The organism is Paenibacillus sp. FSL H8-0280, from assembly GCF_045040665.1.
Lineage (GTDB): Bacteria > Bacillota > Bacilli > Paenibacillales > Paenibacillaceae > Paenibacillus > Paenibacillus xylanexedens_A.
The window spans coordinates 5,023,275-5,035,785 of record NZ_CP150296.1; the positions used below are offsets into that span (position 1 = coordinate 5,023,275).

General features: G+C 46.5%; 9 protein-coding genes. 4 read left to right on the forward strand and 5 right to left on the reverse strand.

Annotated elements, in window-relative coordinates; all coding sequences use genetic code 11:
- Positions 1-190: 190 nt before the first annotated feature.
- Both MHI12_RS21960 and MHI12_RS21965 read left to right on the forward strand, forming a co-directional pair.
- The gene (locus tag MHI12_RS21960) at positions 191-2,266 is read left to right on the forward strand and encodes a methyl-accepting chemotaxis protein (protein ID WP_405170303.1); all 2,076 of its coding nucleotides are present in this window, start codon (positions 191-193) and stop codon (positions 2,264-2,266) included.
- 94 nt (positions 2,267-2,360) lie between these two features.
- Positions 2,361-3,533 carry an aminotransferase class I/II-fold pyridoxal phosphate-dependent enzyme gene (locus MHI12_RS21965; RefSeq protein ID WP_405170304.1) on the forward strand — a complete coding sequence of 391 codons (1,173 nt, stop codon included), beginning with the start codon at positions 2,361-2,363 and terminating at the stop codon, positions 3,531-3,533.
- 287 nt (positions 3,534-3,820) lie between these two features.
- Here MHI12_RS21965 and MHI12_RS21970 read toward each other — a convergent pair whose 3' ends face one another.
- The 3 genes from MHI12_RS21970 to MHI12_RS21980 form a co-directional block, all read right to left on the reverse strand.
- Positions 3,821-5,869 carry an iron ABC transporter permease gene (locus tag MHI12_RS21970; RefSeq protein ID WP_405170305.1) on the reverse strand — a complete coding sequence of 683 codons (2,049 nt, stop codon included), beginning with the start codon at positions 5,867-5,869 and terminating at the stop codon, positions 3,821-3,823.
- On the reverse strand, positions 5,866-6,867 hold the full coding sequence (locus tag MHI12_RS21975) for an ABC transporter substrate-binding protein (RefSeq protein ID WP_405170306.1): 1,002 nt from the start codon (positions 6,865-6,867) through the stop codon (positions 5,866-5,868). The genes MHI12_RS21970 and MHI12_RS21975 overlap by 4 nt, the downstream gene beginning before the upstream one ends.
- 183 nt (positions 6,868-7,050) lie before the next feature.
- Positions 7,051-7,593: a CueP family metal-binding protein gene (locus tag MHI12_RS21980; protein ID WP_405170307.1), complete on the reverse strand. Its 543-nt coding sequence runs from the start codon at positions 7,591-7,593 to the stop codon at positions 7,051-7,053.
- Between the two features lie 164 nt (positions 7,594-7,757).
- Between MHI12_RS21980 and MHI12_RS21985 the strand changes: the two genes are divergently transcribed.
- Positions 7,758-8,390, forward strand: coding sequence for a TetR/AcrR family transcriptional regulator C-terminal domain-containing protein (locus MHI12_RS21985; protein ID WP_405170308.1), 633 nt, complete (start codon positions 7,758-7,760; stop codon positions 8,388-8,390).
- Positions 8,391-8,493: 103 nt separating this feature from the next.
- Here MHI12_RS21985 and MHI12_RS21990 read toward each other — a convergent pair whose 3' ends face one another.
- Both MHI12_RS21990 and MHI12_RS21995 read right to left on the reverse strand, forming a co-directional pair.
- A complete protein-coding gene (locus tag MHI12_RS21990; protein ID WP_405170309.1) occupies positions 8,494-9,264 on the reverse strand; it encodes an SDR family NAD(P)-dependent oxidoreductase in 771 nt (256 codons plus the stop codon).
- A 217-nt stretch (positions 9,265-9,481) separates the two neighbouring features.
- The gene (locus MHI12_RS21995; RefSeq protein WP_405170310.1) at positions 9,482-11,332 is read right to left on the reverse strand and encodes a helix-turn-helix domain-containing protein; all 1,851 of its coding nucleotides are present in this window, start codon (positions 11,330-11,332) and stop codon (positions 9,482-9,484) included.
- Positions 11,333-11,535: 203 nt separating this feature from the next.
- Between MHI12_RS21995 and MHI12_RS22000 the strand changes: the two genes are divergently transcribed.
- Entirely contained in the window at positions 11,536-12,510 is a 975-nt protein-coding gene (locus MHI12_RS22000; RefSeq protein ID WP_405170311.1) for an ABC transporter substrate-binding protein, read from the forward strand.
- The last annotated feature ends 1 nt before the right edge of the window (position 12,511 follow it).

Consider the following 12,511-nt stretch of genomic DNA (forward strand, 5'->3'; position numbering starts at 1 on the left):
CCACCACCTATTCCCGTTTTTCATTCCTTTCTTCTTTTTCATCCCTCCCCTTTCATCCTTCTCATACTCATGTCTTTCCTTTCCGTTGCTCTCAGGATTATTCGACAGAAATCTACATAAAACTATAGATCATGCCGACATATAACTTAGACGTTTTGAGCTTTTTATTAATCATCTGGGGAGATGGAATATGTCGAACATGTTGAACAAGTGGGGGAAAACGGGAGCACGGACATCCAGTATGGCAAATACGTTGTCCATTGTGCTGCTGGTCATTATCGTAGTTGTCTTTGCCGTGCTGGGAACATTTATGTTTGCAAGTACGCGAAGCATTCTGGTGAAGCAGCAGGAATCCATGCTCCAGACCAAGACACAAGCCATTGTTAGTGAATTTGATGCACTATTCAAGGAAAAGGGCGCACTCGTCAAGCAAATGTCCACCAACACATTATTTCAGCAATACATAGAAACAACAGCATCTGCTGCGGATGCGGCAAGTTCAACCTATGCTGCGCAAACACAGGCGACACTGGCCGCTATCGTTAAAGCAGAGCCTTCGTTTGCCGATGCCTGGGTCGCGGGTCTGGATGGAAAAGGCTTTTGGATTCAAAATGATGGTGTGGTATCTGCACCAGACTTTGATATCCAGTCGCGTCCATACTACAAGCCGGTCACCGACGCAGACGGACTTTATTTCTCCGATCCGTACATTGATATTGCAGCAGGCGATGTACTCATGGGTATCTTTTATCCGATCAAAGACGAAAACAACAACACGATCGGCTTTGCCGCAGCGGATATTGCATTCAAGGATATTCCAGCGATTATGGAGAGTTATTCCCTTGGAAGCACGGGCTATTCCATGTTGCTGTCCAAGAGCGGGGAAATTCTGTACCATCCAGATCAAGAAAAGGTATTGAAGGAGAACATCCTGAACAGTACGGGGGACATGGGGGACATCGGCAAGAAAATGCTTGCGGGTGAAAACGGCGTACAACTTATGAACGATAATGGGGAACGTCGTTATATCGGCTACGCTACCAGCAAGGATACGGGATGGTCCGTTGGTCTGACCATATCCGAAGAAGAAGTTCTCGCGGAATTAAAAACGTTCACGTGGATTACGCTTGGCGGCTTTGCTGCAGCTACCCTTCTGCTTGTAATTATCTGTTACATTACCCTTCGCCGTCTGTTACGCTCCATACCACAGCTGCTGGCTAAAATTAAACAGATTGAACAAGGTGACCTGACTGTCCAACTGGATATCAAATCTAATAATGAAATTGGACAGATCGCCACAGGCTTGAATTCCATGGTGCAGAAAATTCAGAGCATGCTGCAAATGGTCGGCAGCTCGGCGCAAATCCTGAACCAGTCGTCGAATGATCTGCAAGCCATCTCCTCACGAACGGCTGTGACCATGAATGACACATCAACAGCCATCAACGAGATTGCCAATGCAACGAATTATCAGTCCATCGAAACGGAAAATATCTTACGCAAAACAGGCTCGTTATCCAGCCAAATTGACGAAATTGCAACCGATGCGCAGGCTATGGGAACGGTCGTGCAGACATCTGCTGATCAGAGTAGCCAAGGACTTGCGGTCGTGGAACAATTATCGAAATGGTCCGAGGAAAACCATCAGTCCACCCAAGCAATGTCCACTATTATCCAGGAGATTGACCTGAGTCGGAATGAAATATCTAGTTTTGTGGATACAGTCAAACAGATTGCCTCTCAAACGAACCTGCTCGCCCTGAATGCCTCCATTGAGGCTGCACGTGCTGGCGAACATGGAAGAGGATTTGCCGTCGTTGCCGAAGAGGTCCGCAAACTTGCAGAACAGACGGCTCAGGCAACAGAGGAAATCAACAAAAAGGTGAATGTTATTGAAGAGAAAACAACCCTGTCGGTTGAACATACCATGCGCGGTATGAAGATTGCGGAGGAGAATGCCAAATCCGTAGAAGATACCAAACATGTATTCTTCAGTATTAACCAAGACCTGAAAGATCTGCAGCAACGTATGATGCAGATTACTACTAATACCGCCAATGTACACAAACACAAAGATGAGATATTCCAGGCACTGGAGATTATCTCCTCCACCACAGAGGAGAACTCGGCATCAACGGAAGAAGTAAGCGCCAGCACGCAGGATCAGCTGGATAGTATCGAACAGGTAGCGGATCTGTCAAAACAGTTGAACCAGCTATCTGGCAAACTGCAAGACGAACTAAGCCAGTTTAAAGTAAAGTCATGATCCGCAAGCTTTCCCCTGCTCTTCTCTTTTAGTCGCTGTCCATTTATTATTAATGAATATGCGTACGAAGAGGATTGGAGGCTGAATCATCATCATGAACTTTGCCAAACGAATGGATCATTTCAACGAAGGAATTTTCACCCGGTTGCTGGAGATCAAACGCCGCAGACTGGAGAACGGGCAGCCCGTTATTGATCTCAGTGTGGGTACGCCGAATATCCCACCTGCGCAGCATATTATAACTGCACTATGCGAGGCCGCTGCTGATCCGGCTAATTATATATATGCTGTGAATGATCAGAGTGAGTTGCTGCAAGCTACAAGCGATTGGTATAAGCAACGCTATCAGGTCGAGTTAGACCCGGCAACACAGATCTGTTCCTTGCTCGGTTCACAGGAAGGGCTGGCACATATTTCCCTCTCCATTGTCGATGAAGGTGATCTGGTGTTAGTCCCTGACCCCTGCTATCCCGTCTTTGCGGATGGACCGTTACTGGCAGGTGCAGAACTGTATTATATGCCACAAAAAGAAGAAAACGGGTATGTTATTCAGCTTCAGGATATACCGGAAGATATCGCTCATCGAGCAAAATTCATGCTCGTCTCCTATCCCAACAATCCGACAACCGCGATGGCACCGGATCAGTTCTATCTTGACCTGATTGCCTTTGCCAAGAAGTATGATATTATCGTGCTTCACGATAATGCGTACAGTGAACTCGTATTTGACGGAAAATCATGTGGAAGCTTTCTTGCGTTTCCTGGCGCCATGGACGTCGGTGTGGAATTCAATTCCCTGTCCAAAACGTACGGACTGGCAGGAGCTCGAATCGGCTTCTGTGTGGGCAATGCAACCATGGTCTCCATGCTGAAAAAGCTGAAATCCAATATGGATTACGGGATGTTCCTACCGGTCCAAAAAGCAGCAATTGCCGCCATTACCGGTGATCAATCCGAGGTTGAACGGGTCAGAGCTATTTATGAACAGCGCAGAGACATCCTCTGTGAGGGCTTCAGCAGTCTGGGCTGGCCGATTGCCAAACCTGAAGCAACGATGTTCGTCTGGAGCCGGATTCCGGCGCACTACGACAGCTCAGAGCAATTTGCCATGGATCTGGTTACACATGCAGGAGTCATCGCAACCCCAGGCAGTGCCTTTGGTCCTTCAGGTGAAGGATATGTGCGCTTCGCCCTCGTTCAGGATAATGAAATACTGCAACAAGCGGTACAATCCGTCGATGACAGCGGGATTCTGAAATCCAGCTAACCGGAGTACGATTCGAATGTGCTCAAGCAAATATCCCCTCAAGGTCCACAGGGAGTAAGAGTTTCACGTTTGATAACGTGATCTCTACTTCTTGTAGATGTGAGGGATTTTGTCATTTGCAGATGAACTAGCCATTCATTGCGTAAGGTTATCTGTGGGTACCACGTCAGGTCCAATGATCCAATATCTATGCAACCGGGTTAAACAGGAACATAAGATCATGGCTGGAGGGCATACCGTGACAGCAAAAAGCCTGCTCGGAGAGCAGGCTTTTTTGTTTGAACTTTTTATACAGACTTGCGCCAGTTGGAACGATACATCAGATACAGGAAGTACGGCGTTCCGATGATCGCAATGAGTATACCTGATGGAATCTCTGTCGGTGCCATGACGGTTCTGCCGATTGTATCGGCGAGCACCAGCATGACTGCACCCGCTAATGCGGATAGGAACATGGATCGTCTTAACTTATTCCCCGTCAGTAACCGTACCATATGTGGTGCAATCAGGCCGATAAAACCGACGGTTCCTACACAAGCAACCGCACCTGCTGCAAGTAATACACCCACTGTCATTGCTAATAATCGTGTACGACGTACTCCGAGACCAAGCCCGGATGCACTATTGTCGTCAAATACCAGCAGTTCGAATCTGCGTGCCAGCCACCAAGCCACCGGTACCAGAATAACTAAAAATAATCCGATAACCCTCACCTGTTCCCAGGTACGAGCATAGGTGCTTCCTGTCAGCCAGATATATCCGCTGCTACCGTATACCGCACCACGGACAATCAGAATCTGAATACCTGCTCCAGCAATGGCAGACATTGCGATCCCCAGCAACACAACCGCCGAAGGGTTCAGTCCTTTCTTCCAGGCGAGGGAGAACACCACCACTGCAGCAATGGCTGCTCCGATGATTGCCGCAATTGGCAGCAAGTATATCGGAAGACCCGGCCATAAGATGATGACCATCATCGCTCCAAGCCCTGCACCTGAGGACACACCAACAATTGAAGCATCTGCCAGCGGGTTACGCACCGCCATCTGAATGAGCACACCACTGATTGCCAGTGCAGCTCCTGAACCTGCGGCAACAAGTGTACGCGGAATCCGAAGCTGAATCAGCGCGGAGAACAATCCATCCGATTGGAACAGACTCGGTAACCAATCGGCCAGCGGAATTCGCATACCGCCAAACATCGTACTGAGCAAGATAAGCACGACCGTTATGACTGAGAATAATACAGCCATCGGGCCAAATGCAAAGCGACGCGCAGCTCCTCCTGTGCTCATTGAAGTAGACATGCCTGATCCGTTTGCAGCCTTCATGCGAGTAAGAACAAGCCAGATGAGCCACGGTGCACCAATGATCGCCATAACGGCACCCGTTGGCAGTTCCATGCTGGAGTTATGCACCATCTTGGCGAGGACATCTGCTCCAACCAGGAGCGCTGCGCCCCATATGAACACACCGGGTAATAGTAATCGGTTAGAACGTACACCACTCAATCGAACCAGATGTGGTGCGACCAGTCCCACGAAGCCAATCGGTCCGATTACACTGACAATCACAGCAGCCAGCAATACAGCGAGAATTAACCCTACTGCACGAGCCAATGTAACCTTTTGTCCCAAGGAAGAAGCCGTTGATTCATCCAACTCCAGCATATCCCACTGTCTGGACAGGATTAACGCAAGAAGGGTAATGCCAACCACCCAAGGCAAAGCATAAAACACACCACTCCAGTCATTCTGGACAAGTGTTCCGGAACCCCAAAGGAACAACCCTTGTGTCTCCATGGAGAAAAAAATATGTAATGCACTCGTAAATGAACCAAGCACCATCGATACAATCATACCGGACAACGCAAGTCGAACCGGGCTTGATGTTCGTCCGCCGCCCATGAAATAAGCCGCAAATGCTGCCAGCAAACCACCTAGTGCTGCGAAAAGAAAAGGCGACTGACTTAATAGACCTGGAAAAGCGATAGCTCCCAGCACCACCACAAAGTATGCTCCTGCATTAATGCCCAGCGTATCTGAAGCAGCCAGTGGATTACGGGTAATCGTTTGCAGCAAAGCGCCCGCAACAGCCAGTGCGCCACCCGCCAGAATACCAATCACTGTACGCGGCATGCGCAAGTCCCAGACCATATTGTGCTCTAATGAATCCTGTCTGCCTGTAAGAGCGTCCCAAACGACATGCAAAGGAATGGAAGCTTCTCCATAACACAGACTTACAAAAAAAAGCACGATGAGAGCGGTTAGACCGCCCCCATATATGCTTATTGTGCGCCAATTCATAGCTGGCTTAGATCCTTGAACCGAACTCATTTGGTAATCGCCTCAACTACCCCATCAACCAATACTTTGGAGGAGATCGGTCCACCAAATGTCCATGTTGTACTATCGAGTTGATATGTGCGTTTTTCCTTCACAAAGTTCAGTCCGTTCCATACCGAGTTATCTTTCATGGCTGTGCCAAAGACGTCATCGTCTGGTTGTGTAATGTAAATGAAGTTACTGTCCTTCACATCGGTTAAGGACTCAATGCCTACTGTAGAGAAGCCATAGTTTTCAACTTTGTCCGGCTTCCAGTCGTTAACCAGTCCGATTTTGTCCAAAGTACCAATCACAACCGAGTTATCGGTAAACATACGCAGGCTGACTGCATTTTGATATGTGAACGCTTGTGTCAGTGCAAAGTTGAAGTTTTCTTTACCCGCAGCAGCCAGTTTTTCTTTGGCTTCTACATAATGCTGATCGAGATTACTCAGAACTTCTTTTGCTTTGTCTTCTTTACCGAGAGCAGTTGCAATGTTATTAAAGATCTCTGTCATCTTGTCATAATCATAGCCGTCACCATCATACGGATCATATTCAATCGTTGGAGCAATCGCGTTAAGCTGATCGTAGACCGCTGTGTTATTATCTGCATTAGCAATGATGAGATCTGGCTTCAATGCAGCAATAGCTTCCAGATTTGGTTCACTGCGTGTTCCGATATCCGTTACACTGTCATCCAGTGCTGCTTCGGATGTTACCCACACTTTATAGTTAGCGTTATCTGCGTTACCTACTGGTTGAACACCCAGAGCAACGACATCTTCCGTATATGTCCATTCAAGCGTAACGACACGTTCTGCTGGCTTGTCCAGCTTAAGCTCTCCACGTTTATGCTTCACGGTAACAGGACCTGCTGTCTCTTCAGCCGGAGCACTACCGGAGTCACTACCTTGACTTGTATCTGTTGTAGTCGTGGTTTTACCACAACCCGCCAAAACCAGCACAAAGGCCAGCATAATCAACAGTCCATTCAACCCTTTTTTCATATCTCTTTTCTCCCCTGTTAATATGTATTTATATGATAACAATTATCATTATCACTATTGGATTATGCCGTAGGAATGGATTTTTGTCAATGGAAAGTACCTTATTCCCATTCTTTTATGAAATAAAAAAAGGAAAGGGATAGCTTAACGGCCATCCTTCCCTTCTATTGATTGCTGTTTGCATTAACTCAACTGCATTGTAGTGATGCATGTATTATCATTTTCATATGTAGACAATTGCGTTTCTGCAACCTTTCCATCTCCAACAATACGAATCAGATAGGTTCTGTCTCTAGGCACCCAAAAATCCATAAATCCGTTTGCACCAGACTTCATCACTTCATCTTTCATAAAAGTGTTGCCTTGAGAATCGTGAATGGTAACACTGAATTCCTTATTGCTCATTTCCCCCTGACAACCGGTCAAGCTATGAATTGCACAGGGATGGGTCTGGTCCACATAGGGTGCAATGGAAAGGAAAAATTCATTTTCAGGCAAATCATATGTAATGGTTTTTTCATCCTGATCGGTGACGATTAACTGTTTGGCATTGATGGAAGCAGATTCTGGTGTTTCTTTTCCTGTGCTGATATCTTCCACCAATTTTCGGATGTTGGGCGCATTGGCTGTACCCGCCTCATCCTTACCCGTATTGTTTGCAAACAGATAGGTTCCGATTACAATTACAACTGCAACACTTGCAATGATCCACATTTGTTTTTTCATCTGGAGTCCATCTCCTCGTCCGTTTTGGTTTATTATAAGGGAGAACACAGTGATACGGACAGTTTACGATACCAAAGTCACCATATATTCACATTTTTGTATTGTAGCAAGCGTAATCTGCTGCCTGTGCACTGTATCATTGATAAGTAAGGGAGGTTGTGTATATGTTTAAGTCTCCATCTGTATCTGACACCGATCGAAGAGTACACAAATCCAAACTGGCTCTGAAGACAGCCCTTCTGGAATGGATGTCCCGTAAGCCATTGGCCAGTATAACCATCACCGATATTGTCAAATCCGCCGATTTGAACCGCAGCACATTTTACAAGCATTATGTATACAAAGAAGACCTGTTTGATGAATTGTTAAATGACGTGATTGACGATCTAAAATTAGCCTATCGAGCACCCTACAAGCATTTCCGAGATTTCGATATTAAGGACCTTAACGCCTCAGCAATTCAAATTTTTGACCATGTGCTGGCTCATGCCTCCTTCTATACATTGCTGGTTCATTCTAACGTGCTACTGGATTTCAGGGATACACTCTATATAACACTTAAGAACTTGTATCTGGAGGATGTAACCGATCTGTCGCCTGATCCACGGTTGGATAAGGAACTTCTCGCCTGTTATCAGGCTAATGCCGTTCTTGGTTTAGTTACGGGTTGGGTGCAAAGCAACTTCAAATACAGCGCCTCCTATATGGCTGAACAACTGTTGGAATTCACACGCATGAACCGATCCCAAGAGATTTATCGGTCTAATCTCCATTCTGCAACGAGTCCATCAAGATAAAGTTACGCCATAACTCTGTAGTGGGATCTGCTCAAAAAAAGAGGTACTGTCTCCCCTGAAGCTTGAGATACAGTACCTCTTTAGTATGTCGAATTTATTTTAATTAGTTGCTGATCCAGCCACCATCTACAGGCAACTCAACACCTGTAATGAATTTGGATTCATCAGATGCCAAGAACAGGTAGGCGTAAGCAATATCCATAGATTCACCAGCATGTGGAGGCAATGGAGCAAGATTTTTGTAATTCTCCCCCATCTCCACCTGGGATTTGATGCCTGCTTTCTCCACCATACCCGTAAACACAGCACCCGGATGTACGGAGTTCACACGAATATTGTCTTTGGCAAACCACTGTGCCCCGTGTTTGGTCAATGAACGTACAGATCCCTTGGAAGCACTATAAGCCGCGCCCTGAGCATCCGCTATTCCACCAATGATTGCTGCAATGGAAGAGGTATTAACGATGGAACCTTGTCCATTCTTCTGCATATAAGGAATGACTGCCTTCATGCCGAGCCATACACCTGTACCATTAATGGACATAACCTTGTCCCAGTCCTCTAGCTCAGCTTCCAAAATACCTTTGGCCATATGAATTCCGGCATTGTTGACCAGAATATCTATTTTGCCGTATTTCGATACGGTTTCTTCCACAACAGCTTTCCAGGACTCTGGGCTGGACACATCCAGCTTCAACGCAATGGCTTCCCCGCCATCAGCTACGATCAGTTTAACCTGTTCCTCCAAAGCTTCGACTGCCACATCGGTAGCCACAACCTTGGCTCCTTCTTTTGCAAATAATTGAATACCTGCCAATCCCATGCCACTTGCGGCACCGGTTATAATTGCAACTTTTCCAGTTAATCTGCCCATTTCATATCATCCTTTCCTATTACGATGAATGCCTCATGATGACACCCAACCTGCTAACATCTTTAGTATACGGATGAAATGAAAGCTCTTTCAATCAGCAAATAGACAGGCTTTTGTGGGATAACCGATAATGTGTGCCTCCTTTTGTCTGTTATGTCAAAGTTAATCCACAAATCTAAACCAATCTGTTGTTTTCACTCTCATACTGTATTCCATCTCAACGTGCCATAATCCGGTCTGCCATTTCCTCGGCTTGAAGTACCGCAGACAACGGGTCGGAGAGGAAATATCTATTCCAGTCAAGGCTAATAATCCGGCAGTGATCTGTCTCGATGGACTTCTGCCATGGTTTGCCTGAAGCTTGATCAAGTCCGTGTCTTGAACCATTGTCCAACACCAACAGGTAATCCTCCACGTACCCACCAACCGCACTCCGCGCAATATCCAGGTATTCCAGGCCCGGCTCCAATAGTTCCTGGCGAACCTTGCATGCTGGCTTCAAGTTCAGTAACCCGTAGGCTGCCTTACCTCCACGAGTTCCCGTATTTCCCACAAGGGTAATATGTTCTCCCCAGTTCGGATCAATGACGGTAAATGTCTTCTCTGCGGAGACCTTGCCCGGGATCGTTTGCTGCAAAGTATGTACTCTCCGCCCGTATTCCTTAATCCATGTTTCGGCTTCTGTCTGGCGATTCAGAATACGTCCCATCTCTCGAATCTCCTCCGCGACAGAGCCGTAACCAGTCCCTCCATAGACTACCGTAGGTGCAATTCTGGCATAGGAAGCGTAGGCAGCAGGATTCCAGGTGATAATCAAATCGGGCTCCAGTTCAAGCACTTTTTCGAGCGAGATAAAATTATGATTGCCGATATCCTGTACTTGATCATAGATATAAGGCTCCAGCATTTGGTTACTTTCAATGAGTGAATGCGGCGCTCCGAGAGGCGTCACTCCCAATGCCAGTACTTCTCCCAAATTCCAGTCGACGACAACACGGCTAGGCTTGTTAGGTACCGTAATCTCGCCCATGCTTGTGGCAAGTTTTCGAGTTCTGGCTCTTGGCAACGCGGGCGCTAGGGGTTTCCTCACATGGACTCCTTGTAGATCTATAATCTTCTGTTTTGGCTGGTTTTTGTCAGCTTCAACTATAGGTACCGTTCGTTCGCTCCATCCCGAATAATGACTTTCCAGAGCGGCAAGTGGTTGGAATGTTTGCAGGGCTACATCTGGAGCACTGCACTCTCGACGCTTTCTGTAAAACTCAGGAGATACACCATAATGTTTCTTGAAATAACGACTTAGCGTGTAGCCGTTCTCATAGCCTACTCTCTCCGCGATTTCTTGTAAGGTCCCATTCGTGCTCACCAGTAGTTTTAATGCCTGTTCCATCCGAATCTGTGACAGCACACGGCTGGGACTCGTATTTAATTGAAGCTGAAACAATTGGTTCAGATACCTTGGACTACAATTCAGCATTTCAGCTACCTGTTCTATCTTGAGTGGTTCCCCGTAGTGACGTTTCATATAATGCACCGCTTGATCTACCCGATCCAGCTTAGCATCGTTAAACCTTTGCTCCTGCATTTGTTTCAGCATCTCGGCGAGCCATTGGTAGAACAACGCCTTGGTTTGAATTCGGCCTGCTGACTGTAGTTCATTCCATTGTCTGTATATCAACTGCATGATTTCAATTAATGGCAATGGACACGCTGGTTCAAAACCAAAACTGAATTGCAGAGACTCCACCACAGTATATGTTTGGGATCTTTCAGCATTTGGCTTCTCTGACTCTGGTGACGAATAAGACAACATATGTATTTCCATCGGCTTCTTAGCCAGACAATCCAGGCGCGTTCCTTTGGAGGCGTGCAGAATATATGTCCCTTTAATGTGATGCATCGCCTGACCAAGCCAGATCTGCCCCTTGCCATCCGTTATTAATAAAAAAGCATTCGAGGGAAGCGTCCACGTATTAGGATCTTCACTGATGTTAACGGTAATGATTCGAATATCCAGTAATCGGATTGTTATATGCTCCCATAATGCCCCGTATTCTTCTATGTTCATCGTAATGGACCTTTCTTTGTGTTTCCTCGTTACTACATCCAAAGCTTCGCCTCATCATATATGATAATCATTCTCAATTCAACCTGTACATCTGTTCTGAAATGGTTATGCTTTCGCTTCCGAATCGGTTATTGTGCAATCGTCAGATTGCCTCTAGAGTTATATTAAATGAAAATCATTATCAATTAGAAAGAGGGTTCGTCATGTTGTTTAAGAAAGCTTGGTATCGTATCACCCTGCCTGTTTTGCTGATCATGGCCGTATTCATTAGTGGTTGTACCCAGAAAGAGACCGTGAAACCTGGGGCGACAGAAACAGGAAACACCGCACCGCAAACAAGAACACTCTCCACGATGATGGGAGACGTTACAGTCCCCCTCAACCCGGAGCGGGTTGTCGTTGATTGGAATATAGGACATGTTCTGGCTGTCGGCGTAACACCCGTTGGTGTGCCGAGTAGCCTGCTGGATTATGGAGTATTCCTGCGTGACAAACTTGTGGATAGCGCGGATTTGGGTAACCACAGTGAGGTTTCACTTGAGAAAATGGTAGAGTTGGAACCGGACCTGATTATCACATGGGACCAGGAGAAATTTCAGACCTATTCCAAAATCGCTCCGACTGTCGTATTCGTACCCGATCAGTATGATTCCATGGAAGCCGAAGTGACAGCCATGGGCGAGATTCTGAATCGCAAAGCAGAAGCCATAGCGTGGAACGAATCGTTTAAACAGCGGATCGTAGCTGCTCAGGCCAAAATCAAAGATGTGATTCCGGATGGTGCCACATTCACCGTTGCCGATTTTAACTTTTTGAAGAACCCAGCCATTATCGGCAACAGCGCCAATCGTGGTGGAAGAGCAGCCTATGAATTGCTTGGACTAACTCCGGCACCCAAGGTAAAATCAGATCTTCTGGACCAAGGCAAAGAAAATCTGGAAGCTAGCGCGGAGGTCTTTGGAGAGTATGTAGGTGATTACCTGCTGATGATGGTTACAGAAGGCACGAAAGATCACTCCCTGTTGCCTAACGTCTGGGACAATCTGCCTGCGGTGCAGAACGACCATATCTACAAACTGGATATTCATAAATATTTCACTGCTGATCCCTATACCTCCATTCTACAAGCCGAAGAGATCGCAGATCGACTCGCAAGTGGACAGACTGAGCTGAATTAGC